Below are 21,160 nucleotides of genomic sequence, written 5' to 3'. Positions count from 1 at the left end.
GCTCAGCTCCCTGAAGTGGTGTAGCCGTCGGGATAGTCGTCGTCATAGGCCACGTGCGAGGCGGACATCGGCCGCATGGCGCTCTCCACGTCGTGGACCTCGCCCTCGGTCATGCCCTGGCGGATCACCCGCGTGAGGTAGTAGACCCCGGCATAGAACACCACGGCATAGACCAGCACGTAGCCGATCAGCGTGAACAGCGCCATGCCGCCGGTCAGCGAGGGGGTCACGGCCTCGGCCTGGGTCATCATGCCGTAGACCAGCCAGGGCGCGCGACCGGTCTCGGTGACGAACCAGCCGGCGAGCACGGCGATGAACGGCGCCACGCTCATCAACCGCAGCCCCTGCAGGAAGGCGCGATGGGTGTAGAGTCGACCGCCGCGTCGCAGCAGCAGCCCGACGAGGGCGAAACCGATCATCGCCAGCCCCAGCGCGACCATGATCCGGAACGAGAAGAACGCGATCCAGACCGGCGGCTGTTCCGCCTTCGGCACCTCGCTGAGACCGGGGAAGGTGCCGTTCCACGAGTGGGTGAGGATCAGGCTCGCCCCGTGCGGTATGGCCACCTCGAAGTGGTTGGTCTGGGCCTGCTGATCGGGTAGCGCGAAGAGCAGCAGCGGCACGCCATCGCCCTCCTGCTGCCAGTGGCCTTCCATGGCGGCGACCTTGGCCGGCTGGTGCTCGAGGGTGTTGAGCCCGTGCATGTCGCCGACGAAGGCCTGGAGTGGCGCGGCGATCAGCAGCAGCCACATCGACATGGACAGCGCCTTGCGGTTGGCTTCGACGTCGTGACCGCGCAGCAGATACCAGGCGCTCACCCCGGAGACCACGAAGCCGCCGGTCAGGAAGGAGGCGATCACCATGTGCGCGAAGCGATACGGAAAGGACGGGTTGAAGATCGCCTCCAGCCAGGAGGTGACGTGGAAGAGCCCGTCGCGCATCTCGACCCCGGCCGGGGTCTGCATCCAGCTGTTGGTGGCGAGGATCCAGAAGGCCGAGACGAAGGTGCCCAGCGCCACCATCAGCGCGGCGAAGAGATGGACCTTGGGCGAGACCCGCTCGCGACCGAACAGCAGCACCCCCAGGAAGCCCGCCTCGAGGAAGAAGGCGGTGATCACCTCGTAGCTGAGCATCGGGCCGATGAAGTTGGAGGCCGCCTGGGAGAAGTTGCTCCAGTTGGTGCCGAACTGGAACGACATGACGATCCCCGACACCACCCCCATGCCGAACACCACGGCGAACACCTTGGTCCAGAATTCGGCGAGCCGCTCCCACGCGGGGTTGCCGGTCTTCACGAACAGCCCGTAGAGCAGCGCGAGATAGGACGCCAGACCGATCGTGAAGACCGGAAAGATGGCGTGAAAGGATACGACGAACGCGAACTGCAATCGCGACAGCAGAATCGGATCAAGCTCCATGGCGACTCCTCAACCCAGCATCGGTTGGGGCCGTCGTCGACAGGGTTTTGGTGCGCATTTCTGCTTGTTGTCGGCCCAAAAGCCGTTCTTGTCGGTCACAACGACCCAGCATCCAGCATTTGGCCAGCCATCCCCGGACGCGCGGAATGACCATCGGCCAAGTACTGGCACGACCTCATGATACCCGTCCGGGGAGGCCCACCTTAAGACGCGCCGGTGAGGTCCGTTGACGCAGGCCGACCGGCGAGTCTCCCTCGGTGCCAAGAGTGTAGTCGGCAAAACCGCCGCCGAGACAATGCCGTCGCCGCCGCCCTCGGCCCTGTCAGGCGCCCTGCACCAGGGTGCCGATCAGATAGCCGTTGTAGCCGAGGTAGGCGAGCAGCAGCGCGCCGGCCTCGAAACGGTTGATGCGCCCCTGGCCGCGCCAGCCGATGCCGAAGATCATCAACGCCAGGGTCAGCACCGCCATCACCGGCCAGTCCCGCCAGAGCACCTCGCTGCTGACGTCGATCGGCGTGATCACCCCGGCCAGGCCCACCACCGCCAGCAGATTGAAGAGGTTGGAGCCCACCACGTTGCCCAGCACCAGATCGTGCTCGTTCTTGCGCACCGCGGTGATCGCCGAGGCCAGTTCCGGCAGCGAGGTGCCGACCGCCACCACCGTCAGGCCGATGATCAGATCGCTCACCCCGAGCGCCTGGGCGATCCATACCGCCCCCCAGACCAGCAGCCGCGAACTGACGATCAGCAGTACCAGCCCGATCAGCGTCCAGACGATGCCCGCCCGCAGTGACATGGCATGCTCGGCCATGTTCGCCTCGGTCGTGACACCCAGCGTATCGCCCGCGCCGCGCTTGGCGCGCCAGATGGTCAGGCCCATCAACCCGACCAGCAGCACCAGCAGCACGGCGCCATCGAGCCGCGAAATGCGGCCGTTCAGCAGCAGTGCCCCGGCGATCAGCGTCGCCACCGCCAGCAGCGGCAGTTCCTGCTTGATCACCTGGGAGTGCACGGCGAGCGGGCTGAACAGTGCCGTCACGCCAAGGATCAGGCCGATGTTGGCGATGTTCGAGCCATAGGCGTTGCCCAGCGCCAGGCCGGGATTGCCCTGGGCGGCCGCCAGCACCGAGACCATCATCTCCGGCGCCGAGGTACCGAAGCCGATCACCAGGATCCCGATCAGCAGCGACGGCAAGCCGAGATGGCCCGCCGTCGCCGCGGCGCCGTCGATGAAACGGTCGGCACTCCAGACCAGCAGAATCAAACCGACAACGATGGCTGCTATCGCCAGTAGCACAAGGCCTCCCCCGCCTCAGCGGACACGCTGCATGAGTTTGCCCGCATGATGCCCGAGTCGTCGCGGCACGGCCAGTTGCCAGGTCCGCTCGGGGTCCGTACCTTCATGATGGGAATTCGCGACGGATCGAGAAACGCCGTTCGCCCCCGACCGGGAAGCGGTTACACTGGAAATCTTGACCGCATGACACCACGAATCACGGGACGACCGAGTGGAATCGACCACGGCTGACAGCAGGGACGCGCGCCCCCACCTGGACGCTCGGCACCCCCGGCGCACGCGCCGCCGGTTGCGGGTGTGCCACGAGTGCGACTGGCTGGTCGCCCTGCCGCCGCTGCGCGCCGGCGAGAAGGCCGACTGCCCGCGCTGCGGCCATACCCTGGCCCAGCGTCGCTCGCACCCGGCCGAACGCAACCTGGCCTTGTCGCTGGCGGCGCTGGTGGCCCTGGCGATCGCCGTTTCCTTTCCGTTCATCAGTTTCGAGTTCAGCGGTATCCATAATCGCATCGAACTGTTCGAGACCACCACGCAACTGATCGGTTTCCATCAGCCCGTGGTGGCGGTCTGCGTGCTACTGGGCATCGCCGTGCTGCCGGCCCTCTACCTGGCCAGCGTCGTCTGGCTGCACGTCGGCCTGCTGCGTCGCGAACCACTGCCCTTCAGCCGCGGCATCGCGCGCTCGCTGGTCCACATGCACCCCTGGATGATGGCCGACGTGTTCATCGTCGGCACGCTGGTCAGCCTGATCAAGGTCGCCGGGCTGGCCGAGGTCAGTCTGGGCATCTCCTTCTGGGCCTTCTGCGCCTTCGCCGTGCTGCTGCTGGTGACCACCCAGTCGATCGACAACGACTGGATGTGGTTCTCGCTGGCCGGCGAGCCACTGGCCCCGGCGCACAGCCGCACCGGCACCACGGCCGCCGAACAGGGGCTCGCCGGCTGCCCGACCTGCGGCCTGGTCAATACCCTCGACACGCACGGCCATGGGCGCTGCCGGCGTTGCGGCGAGCCACTCCACGCCCGCGTGCCGAACAGCCTGCAACGCACCTGGGCGCTGCTCGCCGCCTCGGCGGTGATGTACGTGCCGGCCAACCTCTATCCGATCATGACGACCACGTACCTGGGCGACGCCAGCCCGTCGACCATCATCGGCGGGGTCGTGCAGCTCTGGCAGATGGGCTCCTATCCGGTGGCCGGGGTGATCTTCGTCGCCAGCGTGCTGGTCCCGGTGGGCAAGTTGCTCGCCTTGAGCTGGCTGTGCATCGCCGCCCGCTACCGGACCGGCGAGCACCGTACCGTGCGCACCCGGTTGTACCGGGTCACCGAGCTGATCGGCCGCTGGTCGATGGTCGATGTCTTCGTGGTGGCGATCCTGGTGGCACTGATCCGCGCCGGGACGCTGATGTCGATCACCCCGGGCCCCGCGGCCCTGGCCTTCGCCGCCGTGGTGGTGCTGACCATGCTGGCGGCGATCACCTTCGACCCACGCCTGCTGTGGCAATCCCCGTCGTCCGTCAAGGAAGCCTCTCATGCCTGAAGCGCACCGCGCCCAACGCCAGGTGCAGTCCCGCATCTCGCCGATCTGGATCGTTCCGCTGGTCGCCGTGCTGATCGGCCTGTGGCTGGTCTACGACAACGTCAGCCGGCGCGGCCCGCAGATCACCCTGGAGATGCCCAACGCCGAAGGCATCGAGGCCGGCAAGACACTGATCAAGACCCGCAACGTCGAGGTCGGCCGGGTCGAGAGCGTGCGCCTGTCGGACGATCTCTCGCACACCGTGGTCACCGCGCGGATGAGCGAGGACGCCGAACGCATGCTCAACGCGGGCACACGTTTCTGGGTGGTCAAGCCGCGCATCGGCCGCGAGGGCATCAGCGGCCTGAACACCGTGCTCTCCGGGGCCTACATCCAGCTCCAGCCCGGCCAGGACGACGAGCGCAAGTACCATTTCAAGGTCCTCGACCAGCCGCCGGTCGCCCCGCCCGGCGCCGAGGGCGTGCGCATCAACCTGGTCAGCAAGCTGGGCAGTTCGCTGCGCGTCGGCGACCCCGTCACCTATCAGGGCTTCACCGTCGGCCGCGTCGAGGACGCCACCTTCGATCCCGACGATCGCGAGATGCACCATCGGCTGTTCATCGAATCGCCCTACGATACCCTGATCACCGAGGCCACCCGCTTCTGGTCGGCCTCGGGGATCAAGGTCGATCTCGATTCCGAGGGCGTGAGCGTGCAGATGGAATCGCTCGAGGCCCTGGTCGGCGGCGGCGTGACCTTCGGCATCCCCGAGGACATTCCGCCGGGTCCCAAGGCCGAGCCGGACAGCACCTACACGCTCTATGCCGACGAGGAAAGCGCCCTGCAGGGTACCTACAACAGCAACCTGGAATACGTGCTGCTGGTCGACGACACCGTGCGCGGCCTCTCCAAGGGCTCGCCGGTGGAGTATCGCGGCGTGCGCGTGGGCACGGTGGTCAGCGTGCCCTGGCACTTCACCGCGCCACAGCCCGACTCGCGGCAGCGCTTCGCGATCCCGGTGCTGATCCGTATCGAGCCACAGCGCCTGACCCTCGACAACCAGCCGATCGATCTCGACGAGTGGCGTCAACGCTTCACGCGCATGTTCGGCTATGGCCTGAGGGCCTCGCTCAAGAACGGTAACCTGCTCACTGGAGCGCTGTTCGTCGACCTCAATTTCGACAAGGACCAGCGCGGCCAGTACCAGCCGGAAACCTTCGAGGGCAAGACGGTCTTCCCGACCACCGCGGGCGGCTTCGCGCAGATCGAGCAGAAGGTCTCGAACCTGCTCGACAAGCTCAACGAGCTGCAGGTCGAGCCGATCCTCGACAAGCTCGACAAGACCATGGCGACCTCGCAGGCGACTCTCGAGGAGGTGCGCCAGAGCGCCGAAACCCTGCGCCAGATGCTCGACGACCCGGCGACCCGCGAGATTCCCGGCAACCTCAACGCCACGCTCGAGAATCTGCAACGCGCGCTCGACGGCCTCTCGCCCGACTCGAAGGCCTATCGCAAGCTCGACGACACGCTGGAAAGCATCGAGCGCCTGGTCCGCGACCTGCAGCCGCTGGCCGAGACGCTCAGCGAGCAGCCCAATGCGCTGATCTTCGATCACAGCGCCGGCCAGGACCCGATCCCGCGGGCCCCCAAACCATGACACGGAAGGAATCGCCATGCCGATACAAGGAGTGAAAGCCGGGCGTCGTGGCGGCTGGATCGCTGCGCTCGCGCTGCTGATCGCCCTCGCCGGCTGCGCTACCGGCGGGGGTAGCGACGCCGCCCCGCGCTACATGCTGCCGGGGCCCGAACCGACCGGCGAAGCACCCCCGGCGCCGGTACGCGACACCCTGGTCATCGACGGGGTGACGGTCAGCCGCTATCTCGACGACCCGGGCATCGTGCTGCAGACCGACGCCATCCGCCTGCACCAGGCCAGCAATCACCAGTGGGCGGAGCCGCTGAACCGACAGCTGTGGCGGGGCTTGCGCGACCGGCTGAGTCAACGGCTGCCCGCTACCCGAGTGCTCGATGGCGGCAACCCGAGTGGCGCCTTGCATCTGAGCGTCGAGGTCGATCGGTTCCAGGGGCGCTACGATGGCGTGGCGGTGACCAGCGGGCGCTGGGAATTACGCGATGCGTCGGGGGAGATCGTCGAGGTGACACCGTTTGCGGTCACCACGACCCTCGACGAGGATGGCTACCCGGCGCTGGTGCACGCCCTGGGCAGTAACTGGGACGACGTGGCGGCACGCATCGCCGAGGGTATCCGCCGCTATCGGGCCGGCGGCTAGCCGCTGCCCGAGGAAAAGGCCCCGACGCCAATACGCGGGGCCACCGGCCGATCAGTCCTCGGCGTCGGCCTTCAACTGAGCGCGCAGCCGTGCCACGGCCTGGCTATGGAGCTGGCAGACCCGGGATTCGCTGACGCCGAGCACGGCGCCGATCTCCTTGAGGTTGAGCTCTTCCTGATAGTAGAGGCCCAGCAGCAGCTTCTCGCGCTCGGGCAATTGCTCGATCGCGGCGATCAGCCGCTCGCGCTGCTCGGAGCCGGCCAGCGCCTCGAAGGGGGATTGTGGCGCGCCGTCACCGCCCTCGGGCTCGCCGCCCTCCTCGATCATCTCCTCGAAGCCGAGCAGATGCCCGCCATTGGTATCGGCGAGGCGCTGGCGATAATCGTCGAGGTCCAGCGACAGCGCCTCGGCGATCTCGCGCTCTTCCGCGGGTCGTCCGAACTGCTGCTCGAGACGACGAATGGTCTCGTCGATCTCGCGTGCATGACGACGCACGCTGCGCGGTACCCAGTCGCGGCTGCGCAGTTCGTCGATCATGGCACCGCGAATGCGCTGACTGGCGTAGGTGGTCAGGCTGGCGCCCTGCGCGGCGTTGTAACGTCCGAGCGCATCGAGCAGGCCCACCATGCCGGCCTGGATCAGGTCGTCCAGGTCGACGCTGGCGGGCAGGCGAACCTGAAGGGCCAGTGCCTGCCGACGCACCACGGGCAGATACTGGTCGAGCAAGGCCTGCTGATCGATTTTACCCTGTGCCGTGTACATCCGTTCGTCTCGACCCCATTACCGGGGGCAGCGCAGAGATGGCTGCCGATGGTGGCATTATTGCCTGCATCGGCGAGGTGCCAAGCGGTAAATACCCGGCCGCTTGTCAGGTTATTTCCGCTTTTGCGGCCTCAGCGGTAATCGACGATCGCCTGAAGGCCGGTGATACGCAGCGGTCGTGTCGGTTGATGCCCCCGCACCAGCCCGAAGCGGAAACGCAGTGGCGCATCGGCCGCCAGCCCCGCGAGGCCCTTGCTGCGCCCGCGCGCCGCGGAGAGCGCGAGGCAACGCTGCGGATGGCACAACCAGGCCCGCAGCCCGACCGCCCCGGGGGGGACATCGAAGCGCCAGGCAACCGAGGCGATCTCGCCGCGAACGGCGGCCGGCGGCTCGATGGCCCGTGAATCGACGAGCCGCCCCGGCGTGAACACGCGGACCGCGCGGGCATCGCCGACCCAGCTTCCCGGCGCACCGGCCCAGGCCGGCAGAGCCATCAGCCATCCCACGGCCATCAGCCAGTGACGGCGCTTCACGCCTCTTGCCCTTCGCGACGATTCGCCGGCACGATCCACAGCTCGAAGCCCAGAAAGCCCGCCGCCGCCTGCTGGAGATTGGCGAGCAGCCCCGAGCGGGACGCCAGCGGCGGATGCACCAGCAACAGGCGACGCGGCCCGCCATGCTCGGCAAGCTGCTTGAGCAGCCGGTAACTGCGCCGGAAGGCCTCGCCGTCACGTCCGACCCAGAGCGCCCAGTGACGCTGCTGGGCAACGAGTGCGGCAAGATGCGGGCTGTCGGCCTGGGTCGGCACCACCCGCCAGTTGAGCGGATCGCCGACCCAGCGCTGCCCCTGCGCGTGCCAGCGCTGGAGCGCCTCGACCACCGGTGTCGTCGAGGCCTGGTCACCGCCCGGCAGGCCCACGACCATCAAGACCCGTGTCGGCGTCGACTCGACGGCGGTCAAGGTCGCGGTATCGTCGATGATCGCCTGCGCGGTGTCCGGGGCGAGCGTTTCGGCCCAGCGGCGCAATCCGGCCGCCTGATCTCCGCCGCTCATGCTCAACGACTCGCCATCGGCTCGCGCGCGCCGCCGGCCAGCAGAAAGGCGTCGCGGGCGGCGAACAGGTGCCACAATGCCTCGAGCAAGGCCGCGGCACTACGCTTGCGGTTACCGCCGAGCAGCGCCAGCAGGTGACCCCGCAGGTCCATCGCCCACTCGGCGCCCTCCTGGTCGAGACGCACCGCCAGTGCCGCCAGCGACGCCGCCAGCCAGACCCGCAATTCGCCATCGACCTCACCGGCGTCCGGCTCCAGCCACTGCCAGGCCCGCCGGGCCAGCGTGGCCAGCTCGTCGTGGGCCAGGTGGGTGGCCAGCGTGGCCAGCGGCAGGTCGGGCGCTGCCGAGAACCAGTAGCGCTGCCCGAGGCGACGCCCGGTATCGGGATCGACCAGAGCGGCGAACCAGGCGGTCAGCGGCATCGCCTCATCCCCTTCCACGCTCAACCGCCGCACGCCAAGCCGCACCGGCCGCCCCCGATGACGGATGTCGATATCCCCGACGGGTTGGGCATCGTCGGCCAGCTCCTTCAGGGTCCGACGTGCCCCGTCGAACGCGACGCGACTGTTGGCCTGGGCCTGGGCCACCCAGAGATCCCCCGCGGCCCCCAGGTAGCGACGGGCTGCCGAGGAGGGGCAGCGCGGCAGGAAGTGTCGGCGCAACGCCCCCTCCTCCGCGACCTCGACCAGCTTCTCCGTCTCGCCCGCCGACTGGCGGTGCGCCGGCCACGGCGCCACCTGAGCGAGATCGTCACCGTTCAGGGCGATGGCCGGCAAGCGCCAGTCGCTGCCCTTGAGCGGTGCCGTGCGCGACCAGAGGATGCCCCGGGGCGGCTCGACGAAAGCCGTCGACGACGTCGACGGCAGTGCCATCAGCCCGGCGACCCTGGCTCGCTGATGATCGAGAGGCAGGCCCAGCAGCGGCCAGGCGGTCTCCAGATTGGCAAAGCCGCCGACGCGCTCGCGCAACTGGTCGAAGACCGCCGCCAGGGTCCGCCCCTGCCCCAGCAGGCTGCGCGACAACGCGCGCCAGCGCTGGGCCGACGGGCCCGGCTGCCAGTCCAGCGGTTCGCCGACGAACGACGAGTCCTCGTCGTTCACCGCCAGCGAGCGACTGACCAGCGCCTGACGGTCGGCGAGCCGCAGATCCTCGGGGACCTGCTGGCCGTGCGACACGTAGTGCAGGCACAGCTCGTGACGGATGGCGATGTCGAGCACCGCGCCCAGCCGCGGCGCCTCGTCGACCTTGGTGAGAATCGCCCCGTACAGCGGCGCCCCGGCGGCCCGCGAGGCACGCTGATAGGTGACCACCACGTCTTCCAGCGTCTCGCCGTGGCTGGCCGCATTGAGCAACAGCAGACGTCGCACCGGGCGCGGCGTTCCGCCGAGCCGCGCCACCTGGTCGACCAGACGCTGGTCGCGCTGGCTCATGCCGACGGTATCGATGATCACCAACCGCTTGTCGGCGAGCGTTTCCAGCAGCTCGCCCAGCGGCGCCTCGGCGTCGAGGGCATGGACCTCGGCCCCCAGCAAGCGCGCATAGATACGCAACTGTTCATGGGCGCCGATCCGGTAGCTGTCGGTGGTGACCAGCGCCACGCTGCCGGCCCCGTGCCGCATCACGTAGCGCGCCGCCAGCTTGGCGGTGGTGGTGGTCTTGCCCACGCCGGTGGGCCCGAGCAGGGCGAAGACACCGCCCTCGTCGAGCAGGCGCCGCTCGTCGTCGAGCACCGCCAGACGCGTGGCGAGTTGTCGCTCGAGCCAGGCCAGGGCCTCGCTGCCGTCGGCGTGAATCAGTTCCACGGGCAGCGAATCGAGCAGCTCGCGGGCCAGGGCATTGCCGTAGCCGGCAGCCTGCAGTCGCCGGTTGAGCCGCCGGCGATTGTCCTCCTGACCGTTGCCCTGGGCCGCCGCCTGGCCGACCAGCAGCGAGCGCAGATCCTGCATCTCGCCGAGCAAGCGTTCGGTGAATGCCGAGAAATCCGCCGGCGCGCCCCCGGTGGGGGCGGCCGGCGGTTCGGGCGGCCGTGGCGCGGCGGGAGCGCGTTCCGGGGCAGCCGCGGGCGGTTCGCCACCCCGGCCGGCCGGCGGTGAAGGGCGCACCGGAGCCGGCGGTGCCGAGCGGGTCTCGGCCGGCGGCGTCGGCGGCATCTCCTCGGCCAGGGCCAGGATCTCGACACCTTCGTCGACCCGGCGGTTGGCCAGGATCAGGGCATCGTCGCCCAGTGCCGCGCGTACCTGACGCATGGCGTCACGGCTGTTGGCTCCGATGAATCGCTGTACGCTCATTGACGGCCTCCGACCAGCGTGGTGACTCGAATCGTCCGGTCATCCGGAATCTCGGCCTGCGACATCACCACGAGATGACGCAGACGACGGCGCAGGAATCGCGCCAGCAAGGCGCGCAAGCCGTGCGGAACGACCAGCACCGTGGGTTCGCCGAGCGCCTCCTGACGCGAGACGGCGGCTTCGGTCTGGGTCATCAGGGTATCGGCCAGCCCCGGCTCGATGGCCCCGCCGCCGTTCATCGCCTGGCTCAGCACCTGTTCGAGGTTGGCATCGAGACCGATCACGTGCAATTCGCCCTGCCCCGGGAACCACTGCTGGGTGATCGCCCGGCCCAGCGCCGCGCGGACCACCGCGGTCAGATCGTGGGCATCGCTCTGCGGCGTGGCATGTTCCGCCAGGGTATCGAGAATGGTGCGCATGTCGCGAATCGACACCTCCTCCTCGAGCAGATTCTGCAGGATGCGTTGCAGGGTGGTCAGCGAGACCAGCTTGGGCACCACGTCCTCGACCAGCGCCTTGTTCTCCTCGCCGAGCTTGTCGAGCAGTTGCTGGACCTCGTGGCGACCCAGCATGTCGCCGGCATGGCGATGTAGCAGATGGTTGAGATGGGTGGCCGCCACGGTGCCGGCATCGACCACGGTATAACCGTAGACCTGCGCCTGTTCGCGCTGGCCGCCGTCGATCCACACCGCCGGTAGACCGAAGGCCGGGTCCTCGGTGGGCGTGCCCTCCAGGTGGCCGGAGACCTGGCCGGGATCGATCGCCAGCCATTTTCCGGGGTAGGCCTCGGCGCGACCGATCTCGACCCCCTTGAGGGTGATCACGTAGGTATTGGGGCCGAGCTCCAGGTTGTCGCGAATGTGCACCACCGGCGGCAGGAAGCCGACCTCTTGGGCGAACTTCTTGCGTACGCTCTTGATTCGCCCCAGCAGTTCCCCATCCTGGCGGTGATCGACCAGCGGGATCAGGCGATGGCCGACCTCGAGCCCCAGGGTATCGACCAGTTGCACGTCGTCCCAACTGGCCTCGGGCGCCTCGGGGGCCGGCGGTGGCTCGCGGTTGACCGTCTCCTCGGCGAGCTTGTTGTCGCGGTGGCGGACCATCCACCAGGCCAGTACCCCCAGCACCGAGCTGAACAGCAGGAAGACCAGGTTGGGCATGCCCGGCACCAGCCCCAGCAGCCCCATCACGCAGGCGGCGAGCACCAGCACCTGGGGGTTGTTGAACAACTGGGAGATCATCTGCTGGCCGACGTCCTGGTCGGTATTGACCCGCGACACGGTGACACCCGCCGCCGTCGAGATCACCAGCGCGGGGATCTGGGCCACCAGGCCGTCGCCGATGGTCAGCAGCGCATAGGTGCGCGCGGCGTTGCCGAAGCTCATGTCGTGCTGCAGCACGCCGATCAGCAGCCCGCCGATCAGGTTGACCACCATGATGATCAGCCCGGCCACGGCATCGCCGCGCACGAACTTGCTGGCGCCGTCCATCGAGCCGTAGAAATCGGATTCCTGGGCGATCTCGGCACGCCGCTGCTTGGCGTCCTCCTCGCCGATCAGCCCGGCGTTGAGATCGGCATCGATGGCCATCTGCTTGCCGGGCATGGAGTCGAGGGTGAAACGGGCGCCGACCTCGGCGATACGCCCGGCGCCCTTGGTGATGACCATGAAGTTGATGATCACCAGGATCAGGAACACCACCAGGCCCACCGCGAAGTTGCCGCCGATCAGGAACTCGCCGAACGCCTCGATCACCTTGCCCGCGGCGTCGCCGCCCTCGTCGCCGTTCATCAGCACCACACGGGTCGAGGCCACGTTCAGCGACAGTCGCAGCAAGGTGGTGAACAGCAATACCGCCGGGAAGGCCGCGAAATCCAGCGGCTTCTGGGTGAACATGCTCACCAGCAGCACCATGATCGACATGGCGATGTTGAAGGTGAAGAACATGTCGAGGGCGAACGGCGGCAACGGCAGGATCATCATCGACAGGATCATGACGATGAGGACCGGACCGGCCAGCAACTTCATCTGGGTGTTGCCCAGCCAGCTCTGGCGCCCCAGGGTGTCCATCAGACTCATTGCGTTTCCTCGTGGGACGAAGCGGCATCAGGGCCGACCGCCAGATCGTCGGGGATGGGCAGATCGCGCGGCGGTTCGGGCATCTCACCGCCCTCGCGACGGACCTGATGCAGGCGGAACGCCCAGGCCATGACCTCGGCGACGGCCGTGTAAAGGGCGACCGGAATCTCCCGGTCGAGATCGACGTGACGATACAGCGCTCGCGCCAGCGGCGGCGCCTCGAGGCGCGGGATCCGATGCTCGTCGCCGATCTCGCGGATGCGCGCGGCCACGGCATCGGCGCCCTTGGCGATCACCCGCGGCGCGCCCATCTCGCCGTCGCGGTAGCTCAGCGCCACCGCGTAATGCGTGGGGTTGGTGACGATCACGTCGGCCTCGGGCAACTTGCTCATCATGCGTCCGCGGGCCATGGCCTGCTGCTGCTGGCGGATCCGGCCCTTGATCTGCGGGTCGCCCTCGGATTCCTTGTGCTCCTTCTTGATCTCGTCCTTGGTCATGCGCAGCTGCTTGTTGTGGCTCCACAGCTGGTAAGGCACGTCGATCAACACCACCACGATCAGGGACAACACGATCAGGCCGCAACAGACCGCCGCCAGCCGCAGCGCATGGAACAGCGCCTGCTCGACGGGCTGATCCATCAGGGCCAGCAGCTCGCCTCGCTTGAGCCATAGAAACGTTGCCGCGACGCTGCCCGTGAGCACCGACTTGGCGATCGCCTTGGCGAGTTCGGTCAGCGCCTGGGACGAGACCATGCGCTTGAGGCCCTTGCCGGGATTGAGCTTGGAGAGCTGGGGCTTGAGCGACTTGCCGGAAATCAGCCAGCCACCCAGCAATGCCGGCGACACCGCGGCCACCACGGTGAGCAGCAGAAACAGCGGCAACACGGCTTCCAGGGAATGCGTGCCCAGGGCCCACAGGTGGGCCATCATGCGCGTGGTGTCGAAGGCAATGCCGCGGTCGAAGAGGAAGGCCTGCTCCATCATCGCGCCCAGGTCGTCGTAGAGCAGCGAGCCCATCGACCACAGGCCACCGACCCCGGCGAGCAGCATCATGAAGGTGGCGAGTTCGCGCGAGCGCGCGATCTGGCCCTCTTCACGCGCCTTTTCCTGGCGTCGTGGTGTCGGGTCTTCGGTCTTTTCTTCGTCGCTGCTATCGTCGGCCATGATCTCCACGCCGTGCATCGGCCACACATCGGTCGAGGCTTATTCTGCGCGGGGGGCGTTGTCGACGAACAGCGAAAAAGCGCGACGAATCGGACGTTAATCCACGATTGTCGCGCACACGGAGGGGAGCGCAAAGGGGGCACAAACCGGCAGGAACCGACGCGCCCCTACCGGTACGCGGGCCGGGTCGCCCTGACCGGGCACCCCGCCAGCGACGCGGAAACCCTAGAACCCCAGCGAATCCAGCAGGTCGTCCACCTGATCCTGACTGTTGACCACGTCCTCGCCCTCGGGCTTGATCTGCGGGCCGTTGAGCAACGACTGGCTGCGCTCGTTTTCCATGGAACGGCGCAGCTCCTGACGATCCTGGCTGTCGGGAACGCTGTCGAGCAGGACCTGGACCAGTTGATGCTCGATCTCGCGGACCATGTCCATCATGCGCTTGATCACCTGGCCGGTCAGGTCCTGGAAATCCTGGGCCATCATGATCTCGAACAGTTCGGCGTTGGTCGCCTTGGTCTGTGCCGGGACATCGCTGAGGTAGTTGCGCGTGTCCTGAACCAGCGCCTTGGCCTCGTCGAGCTCCTTGGGCTCGGCGAACCACTCCGCCCAGCGGGCATCGAGTTCGGTCGCCCGGGCCTCGAGCGCTTCCTGCAGCGGCTGGGCGCGGTCGATGGCGTTGAGCGCCCGCTCGGCGGCCTGCTCGGTCATCGAGGCGACATAGCTGAGACGATCGCGGGCATCGGGAATCGCTTCCGCGGCCTTTTCGATCTCCTTGTCGAGACCCAGTTCGCGCATGCTGTCACGCAGCATGCGAGTCAGTTGACCGATTCGCTGGACCAGATCGTCGCCGCCCTGCGTTCCGGTGTGCTGTGCTTCAGCACTCATGGCTCACCCTCCTTCACAATTATGCTTATTTGCCCAGTTTCTCGAAGATCTTGTTGAGCTTTTCTTCCAGGGTGGCCGCCGTGAACGGCTTGACGACGTAACCATTGGCGCCGGCCTGCGCGGCGGCGATGATGTTCTCCTTCTTGGCTTCGGCGGTGACCATCAGTACCGGCAGCGATTTCAGGGCGTCATCGGCCCGGATCTGCTTGAGCATCTCGAGGCCGTCGAGGTTGGGCATGTTCCAGTCGGACACCACGAATTCGAAACCGCCGCCGCGCAACTTGCCCAACGCGTCCTGGCCGTCTTCGGCCTCCTCGACGTTGTTGTAACCCAGTTCCTTGAGCAGGCTGCGCACGATACGCCGCATGGTGGGAAAGTCATCGACCACCAGAATGCTCATGTTCTTGTCGGACATCGTCGTTCCTCGTCTTTCGTCGTCAATCGGATATATCGGGTTGTGTCAGAATTCTTCCCAGTCGTTCTCGGCGGATACCGCGGAACGTGAGTCGATTCGTGGGGTGGCCGTCTGAGCGGTTTCGCTCGTCGCCGACGAACGCGGCAACGCGGCGGACTGCGCGGCGCCGGCCGGCGTCGGGCCGGCGTTGGCCAGACGGAACAGTGCAACGGCCTGTTCGAGGCGGGTGGCCTGCTCCTCCAGCGAAGCGGCGGCCGCCGAGGCCTGCTGAACCAGCGCCGAATTCTGCTGGGTGACCTCGTCCATCTGCGTCACGGCCTGGCTGACCTGGTCGATGCCGTCGCTCTGCTCCTGCGAGGCGGCGGATATCTCGTCCATGATGTCGGTGACACGCTTCACCGAGGCGACCACCTCGCGCATCGTGTCGCCGGCCTCCTCGACCAGCGTCGACCCCTGCTCGACCTGGGCGACGGAGTTGTCGATCAGTTCCCGGATCTCCTTGGCGGCGGTGGCGCTGCGGCTGGCCAGGTTGCGTACCTCGCCGGCGACCACCGCGAAGCCGCGGCCCTGCTCGCCGGCCCGTGCCGCCTCCACCGACGCATTGAGCGCCAGGATGTTGGTCTGGAAGGCGATCGAGTCGATCACGCCGGTGATGTCGGCGATCTGGCGCGAACTCGTCGAGATACCCTGCATGGTGTCGATCACCCGATCGACCACCTCGCCGCCATGTCCCGCGGTCGTCGAGGCATCGTTGGCGAGGGTGCTGGCCTGGCGGGCGTTGTCGGCGTTCTGCTTCACCGTGGCGGTCAGTTCTTCCATGCTGGCGGCGGTTTCCGCGATCGAAGCCGCCTGCTGCTCGGTACGCGACGACAGATCGGCATTGCCGCCGGCGATCTCGCGGGTGCCGGTATGAATGGAGCCGCTGCCCTCGCGCACCGTGCGAACGGTCGTCGCCAGCCCCTGCTGCATCTCGCGCATGGCGGCGAACAGCTGGCCGATCTCGTTGTTGCTCGACACCCGGATGTCACGGGACAGATCGGCATTGGCGATCGCCTGGAAGTGCTCGACCGCCGCCTCGAGCGGACGCACGACCATCCGCGACAGACCGAAGCGCACCGCGACCAGCATCAGCAGGGCGAGAACCACGATGACCACGCCGATGATCTCGAACAGACGCACCTGATCATGGTAGGCGGTCATCAAGTCCTCACCGCGCGCGTTGGCATAATGCACGAAGTCGGTCATCGCCGTGTTGAGCGGCGTATCGTAGGTGTCGAGGCGTGTCTTGAGGTCGCGATAGGTCGTCACGTCACCGTCGGCGAGTGCCTGACGCTGCTTGTCCAGAATATCCAGGACGCTGCCGAAGTTGTCGACGACGGCCGCGCTGAGTTCACGCCCCTGCTCTGTCTTGGGCTGGGCCTTGAACGTCTCGAAGCGAGCACGGGAACGCTCGAGCAGATCGCCGGCCTTGGCCACCTGGGTGGCGGCGCGCTCCGTCTTGCCCAGATACAGGGCGTTCGACGCGCCTTCCAGGGCGAGGTTGGCTCGCAGCTTGAGCACGTCGGCGCGGGAGATTTCACTCAGTTGCTTGACGTTGATCCGGTTGACGGTATCGATCGATGCCTCGGCACTCCGGTTGGCGGTATACGACAGCCCTTCCAGGATGAGGAAGAAGAGCCCGACACACACCAACACCGACGTCAGCAAGGCACTGATGGAAATATTGCCCAGTAGGCGCTTCACAATGCGGTCTCCCTGCTTTACTTGGAATAATGGCGGTTCAGACCCGCTGGGCGCGGCCCGACGCGGCGACCTGATTCATGATGCGTGCCGCCATCTGATCGAGGTCGACACTTTCCACCGCGCCCCCCAGGGCCACGGCTTCCCGGGGCATGCCATAGACCACGCAGGTCGCCTCGGTCTGCGCCAGGGTATGCGCGCCGGCCTGGCGCATTTCCAGCAGTCCGGCGGCACCGTCCTTGCCCATCCCGGTGAGGATCACGCCGATCGCGTTGCGCCCGGCGTTCTGCGCCGCCGAATGGAACAGCACGTCCACCGAGGGGCGATGCCGGTTGACCGGGTCGCCATCGTCGAGGCGGACCACGTAATTGGCGCCGCTGCGGGCCAGCTTCAGGTGACGATCGCCGGGCGCGATGTAGGCATGTCCCGGCAGAACCCGTTCGCCGTCCTCGGCTTCCTTGACGCTGATCCGGCAGATACGGTCGAGTCGCTCGGCGAAGGACCGCGTGAAACCGCCCGGCATGTGCTGGGTGATCAGAATGGCCGGGGTGTTGGCCGGCAGCGGCTCGAGGACGTTGCGGATCGCCTCGGTACCGCCGGTGGAGGCCCCGATGATGATCAGCTTCTCGCTGGAAATCAGCGGCGCCTTGAGCGGCGCGGCGGGGGCCGGCGGCGTGCGCGGCGCGGCACGCGGGCGCGAACGGGCGGCGGCACGAATCTTGTCGGCGATCATCTCGCCGTAGTCGAGCATCCCGCTGCGGATCCCCAGCTGTGGCTTGGCAATGAAGTCCACGGCGCCCAGCTCGAGCGCCCGCAGGGTGACCTCGGAGCCGGCCTGGGTGAGCGACGACACCATCAGTACCGGCATCGGCCGCAGGCGCATCAGCCGCTCGAGAAAGTCGATGCCGTCCATGCGCGGCATCTCGACGTCGAGGGTCAGCACGTCGGGATTGGTGCGCTTGATGAGATCGCGTGCCACGAGCGGGTCGGGCGCCGTCGCCACGACTTCCATATCGGGGTGCGAGTTGATGATCTCGCTCATCAGGTCACGGATCAGCGCCGAGTCGTCGACACACAACACCTTGATCTTCGGGCCACTCAAGAGGGGTTCTCCTTTCCTGTGCCCAGCCGTCACGATTGATGCTCGGCCGGGCAGTCATGTTCTCTATCGGCGGCCTGACGCACGACTTGAGGGTGCGCCGGCCAGTTCGTAGACGGTCTGACCGCGCAGTCGAAACGCCTGACTGATATAGGAAAAGTTCTCGGAATGGCCGGCAAACAGCAGACCATCGGGCTTGAGCAGCGGCACGAAGCGATCGAGAATCTTGGCCTGGGTCGTCTTGTCGAAATAGATCATCACGTTACGGCAGAAGATCGCATCGAAGGGTCCGTCCAGGGGCCAGGACGGCGCCAGCAGATTGAGCTGACGAAACTCGACCATCGCCGTGAGTTCGGGACGAATTCTCGCCAGACCGGCTCGCGTGCCGCCCCCGCGCAGGAAAAAGCGCTTGCGTCGCTCTTCGCTGAGCTTGAGAACCTGCTCCAGCGGATAGACCGCCTCCCGTGCACGGTTGAGGGCATCGGTGTCGATATCGGTGGCGACCACCCGTGACTCGCGGGCCTTGGCCCCCAGCACCTCGCTGAGGGTCATGGCGATCGAATAGGGCTCCTCGCCGGTCGAGGCCGCGGCACACCAGATACGCACCGGACCACTGCGGCCGCTGAGATGATCGGCCAGCAACGGGAAGTGGTGCGCCTCGCGGAAGAATGCCGTGAGGTTGGTGGTCAGCGCGTTGGTGAATGCCTCCCACTCCTTGGCATCGGGCTGACGCTCGAGCCGCGCCAGGTATTCCGAGAAGTGGGTCATCTTGTGCAACCGCAGACGCCGGGCGAGACGGCTGTAGACCATTTCCCGCTTGTGCTCGGCAAGCACGATACCCGCCCGCTGATAGATCAGCTTGCGCACGCGCTCGAAATCGCCATCGGTCATGGTCAGGTCACGCTCGAGCGGGGTGCCGCCCGAGCGGGCCGCCGTGCCTGCGGCGTCGGCAGGCCCCGGGGGCGTGTTCAGAAGGTTTCCCATTCGCTCTCACTCGCGGTTTCGGCGGCAGGGTCCTGCCGCTCGGTCCTGGGTCGGTCCAGTGCCGGCGTTTCGCTGTCGGACTGACGGCGTGCCGCGGCGGCCCGGAAGCGCGTCTGGCGGTCGACGTTCTCCTTGCCGCTGCCGCTCAGGCGCAGCACGGCGATGGCGTTGGCCAGGTAGGCCACCTGCTCGTCGAGCTGCTGGGCGGCCCGCGCCGAGGTCTGGACCCGCTCGGCGTTCTGCTGGGTGACCTCGTCCATCTGCGCCACCGCCTGGTTGACCTGCTCGATGCCGCTGGTCTGCTCGTCGGAGGCCGAGGCGATCTCGCCCATGATGTCGTTGACCTTGGTCACCGCGCCGACCACGCTCTCGATCGACGCCTCGGCGCGCTTGACCAGTTCCGCCCCGCCGTCGATCTCCTGGGCCGAACCGTCGATCAGCGCGCGGATCTCCTTGGCGGCCTCGGCACTGCGGCTGGCCAGGTTGCGTACCTCGCCGGCGACCACCGCGAAGCCCCGACCCTGCTCGCCGGCCCGCGCCGCCTCCACCGAGGCGTTGAGCGCCAGGATGTTGGTCTGGAAGGCGATCGAGTCGATCACGCCGATGATCTCGGAGACCTTGCGCGAGCTGTCGGTGATCCGCCCCATGGTGTCGACCACCTGGCCCATCACCTCGCCGCTCTCGCGGACCGAGCCGACCGCATTGCCGGCCAGGCTGCTGGCTTCACGGGCGTTGGCGGCGTTCTGCTTCACCGTGGCGGTCATCTGCTCCATGCTCGAGGCCGTCTCGGCCAGCGACGACGCCTGCTGCTCGGTGCGCGACGACAGATCCTCGTTACCCGACGCGATGTCCCGCGAGGCCGGACGCACCATCGACACGCTGTGATCGACGTCCTTGACGATGCTGCCCAGGCTCTTGCGCATCACGTCGAGGGCCGCCATCAGCTCGCCGATCTCGTCGTTGCGCCGACTGGGCATGGTGGCCCCCAGGTTGCCCGCCGAAATCTGCAGGGTGAACTGCTTGGATTCCTTGATCGGCCGGCGAATCGCGCGCATGCTCGCCACGCCCATGATCACCAGCAGCACCAGGCCCAGCGCGATCAGACCGAGCTGCGCCATGAGAATCCGCTGTTTCTCGGCCTCGGCCTGTTCGACCAGCGCCTCGGCCTGAGCCTGCTTGTTGGAAACCAGTTGGTTGAGTACCCCGCTGAGCTTTTCGCCTTCGGTCAAAAGGGTCTCGTTGTAAGCGGTGTAGGCCTGATAGAAGTCCCCGTTGTTGAGACTCTCGATGACCTGGTCCAGCGCCTTGCGGTAGGTGGCCAGACCGTCGCCGAAGGACTGCGCCGCCTCGGAATGGTTGACGCCGCGGTCCATGAATTCTCCCCACAGGCGATCGAGATCGGTATCGATCGTCTTGACCTGCTGGGTGACCTTGTCGAGGTCGCCGGACATCGGATTGCTGACCGGGTCGGCGACCAGATCGCGCCCCCGGCCCATCAATTGATCGATCTGCTGCAGACGCGCGACGTCCTTGAGGCCATTGCTGTTGACGTCATGCAGCCGCTCGGACGAGGCCTGCAGGCCGTAGATACCCAGCCCGCTCCCGGCGACCAGCAGCACCAGGGCCAGGCCGATCATCGACGCCATGCGACCCTGCAGGGTGCGCAGGCGCAGGCGTCGCAACCGCGCCCACAGCCCGCGGCGAACGATCCTGCCCTGCGCCAGTCGCACGCCCCGAGCCTTGCCGGCACGCAGTTGAGCGTAGACCTGTTCGGCCTGCCGACAGGCCTCGGGGTCGGCCTTGACCCGCACCGAGGCGTAACCCTGGAGCTCACCCTCTTCGTAGATCGGCGTCACGCTGGCATCCACCCAGTAGTGATCGCCGTTCTTGCAACGGTTCTTGACCAGCCCGCGCCAGGGTTCGCCGGCCTCCAGCGTTTCCCAGAGGTTGGCGAACGCCGCCTCGGGCATGTCCGGGTGGCGGACGATGCTATGCGGGGCGCCGATCAGCTCCTCCCGCGAGAAGCCGCTGACCTCGACGAAGGCGGGGTTGGCATAGGTGATCCGCCCCTTGAGGTCGGTACGGGAAATCAGATAGTGCTCGTCGTCGAGCGGATATTCACGCTGTGTGACCGGCTGATTGTCTCGCATGTCATCGTTTCCCCTGGTGT

At 67.2% G+C, this 21,160-nt stretch carries 17 protein-coding genes; 3 read left to right on the top strand and 14 right to left on the bottom strand.

Going from position 1 to position 21,160, the window contains the following annotated elements; genetic code table 11:
• Window positions 1–2: 2 nt before the first annotated feature.
• Window positions 3–1,418 carry a cytochrome ubiquinol oxidase subunit I gene (locus KGR00_RS06525; RefSeq protein WP_224417246.1) on the bottom strand — a complete coding sequence of 472 codons (1,416 nt, stop codon included), beginning with the start codon at window positions 1,416–1,418 and terminating at the stop codon, window positions 3–5.
• 322 nt (window positions 1,419–1,740) lie between these two features.
• Window positions 1,741–2,715 (bottom strand): calcium/sodium antiporter, encoded by a 975-nt coding sequence (locus KGR00_RS06520; RefSeq protein WP_224417247.1) that lies wholly within the window; start codon window positions 2,713–2,715, stop codon window positions 1,741–1,743.
• A 253-nt stretch (window positions 2,716–2,968) separates the two neighbouring features.
• Between KGR00_RS06520 and KGR00_RS06515 the strand changes: the two genes are divergently transcribed.
• Genes KGR00_RS06515 through KGR00_RS06505 form a run of 3 tightly spaced genes read left to right on the top strand, consistent with a single transcriptional unit; the run spans window position 2,969 to window position 6,519 of the window.
• Window positions 2,969–4,249 carry a paraquat-inducible protein A gene (locus KGR00_RS06515; RefSeq protein ID WP_224419797.1) on the top strand — a complete coding sequence of 427 codons (1,281 nt, stop codon included), beginning with the start codon at window positions 2,969–2,971 and terminating at the stop codon, window positions 4,247–4,249.
• Complete coding sequence (gene pqiB, locus KGR00_RS06510; RefSeq protein WP_224417248.1) at window positions 4,242–5,885, top strand: intermembrane transport protein PqiB; 1,644 nt, start codon at window positions 4,242–4,244, stop codon at window positions 5,883–5,885. The genes KGR00_RS06515 and pqiB overlap by 8 nt, the downstream gene beginning before the upstream one ends.
• A gap of 16 nt (window positions 5,886–5,901) precedes the next feature.
• Window positions 5,902–6,519: a PqiC family protein gene (locus tag KGR00_RS06505; RefSeq protein WP_224417249.1), complete on the top strand. Its 618-nt coding sequence runs from the start codon at window positions 5,902–5,904 to the stop codon at window positions 6,517–6,519.
• A 51-nt stretch (window positions 6,520–6,570) separates the two neighbouring features.
• Here KGR00_RS06505 and KGR00_RS06500 read toward each other — a convergent pair whose 3' ends face one another.
• The 12 genes from KGR00_RS06500 to KGR00_RS22410 form a co-directional block, all read right to left on the bottom strand.
• The gene (locus KGR00_RS06500; RefSeq protein WP_129138432.1) at window positions 6,571–7,281 is read right to left on the bottom strand and encodes an RNA polymerase sigma factor FliA; all 711 of its coding nucleotides are present in this window, start codon (window positions 7,279–7,281) and stop codon (window positions 6,571–6,573) included.
• A 131-nt stretch (window positions 7,282–7,412) separates the two neighbouring features.
• Window positions 7,413–7,814: a flagellar protein FlhE gene (locus KGR00_RS06495; protein WP_224417250.1), complete on the bottom strand. Its 402-nt coding sequence runs from the start codon at window positions 7,812–7,814 to the stop codon at window positions 7,413–7,415.
• A complete protein-coding gene (locus KGR00_RS06490; RefSeq protein WP_224417251.1) occupies window positions 7,811–8,335 on the bottom strand; it encodes a hypothetical protein in 525 nt (174 codons plus the stop codon). The genes KGR00_RS06495 and KGR00_RS06490 overlap by 4 nt, the downstream gene beginning before the upstream one ends.
• A 2-nt stretch (window positions 8,336–8,337) precedes the next feature.
• Window positions 8,338–10,623 carry a flagellar biosynthesis protein FlhF gene (gene flhF, locus KGR00_RS06485; protein ID WP_224417252.1) on the bottom strand — a complete coding sequence of 762 codons (2,286 nt, stop codon included), beginning with the start codon at window positions 10,621–10,623 and terminating at the stop codon, window positions 8,338–8,340.
• Window positions 10,620–12,701 (bottom strand): flagellar biosynthesis protein FlhA, encoded by a 2,082-nt coding sequence (gene flhA, locus KGR00_RS06480; RefSeq protein WP_129138436.1) that lies wholly within the window; start codon window positions 12,699–12,701, stop codon window positions 10,620–10,622. Before flhA ends, flhF begins: the two co-directional genes overlap by 4 nt.
• On the bottom strand, window positions 12,698–13,864 hold the full coding sequence (flhB, locus tag KGR00_RS06475) for a flagellar biosynthesis protein FlhB (RefSeq protein ID WP_224417253.1): 1,167 nt from the start codon (window positions 13,862–13,864) through the stop codon (window positions 12,698–12,700). Before flhB ends, flhA begins: the two co-directional genes overlap by 4 nt.
• 225 nt (window positions 13,865–14,089) lie before the next feature.
• Window positions 14,090–14,752 (bottom strand): protein phosphatase CheZ, encoded by a 663-nt coding sequence (gene cheZ, locus KGR00_RS06470; RefSeq protein ID WP_129138438.1) that lies wholly within the window; start codon window positions 14,750–14,752, stop codon window positions 14,090–14,092.
• A gap of 25 nt (window positions 14,753–14,777) precedes the next feature.
• Window positions 14,778–15,167, bottom strand: coding sequence for a chemotaxis response regulator CheY (gene cheY / locus KGR00_RS06465; protein WP_129138439.1), 390 nt, complete (start codon window positions 15,165–15,167; stop codon window positions 14,778–14,780).
• Between the two features lie 45 nt (window positions 15,168–15,212).
• Window positions 15,213–16,910, bottom strand: coding sequence for a methyl-accepting chemotaxis protein (locus tag KGR00_RS22415; protein ID WP_343232790.1), 1,698 nt, complete (start codon window positions 16,908–16,910; stop codon window positions 15,213–15,215).
• 37 nt (window positions 16,911–16,947) lie between these two features.
• Window positions 16,948–18,009 carry a chemotaxis response regulator protein-glutamate methylesterase gene (locus KGR00_RS06450; RefSeq protein ID WP_129138441.1) on the bottom strand — a complete coding sequence of 354 codons (1,062 nt, stop codon included), beginning with the start codon at window positions 18,007–18,009 and terminating at the stop codon, window positions 16,948–16,950.
• A gap of 63 nt (window positions 18,010–18,072) precedes the next feature.
• Entirely contained in the window at window positions 18,073–18,897 is an 825-nt protein-coding gene (locus KGR00_RS06445) for a CheR family methyltransferase (protein WP_224419798.1), read from the bottom strand.
• Between the two features lie 77 nt (window positions 18,898–18,974).
• Entirely contained in the window at window positions 18,975–21,140 is a 2,166-nt protein-coding gene (locus KGR00_RS22410) for a methyl-accepting chemotaxis protein (protein ID WP_275423120.1), read from the bottom strand.
• Window positions 21,141–21,160 lie beyond the last annotated feature (20 nt).

The organism is Modicisalibacter sp. MOD 31.J (assembly GCF_020147985.1).
Classification (GTDB): Bacteria; Pseudomonadota; Gammaproteobacteria; order Pseudomonadales; family Halomonadaceae; genus Modicisalibacter; species Modicisalibacter coralii.
Note: the sequence above shows the minus strand (reverse complement) of the source record. Positions and strands in the feature narration are given on the sequence as shown.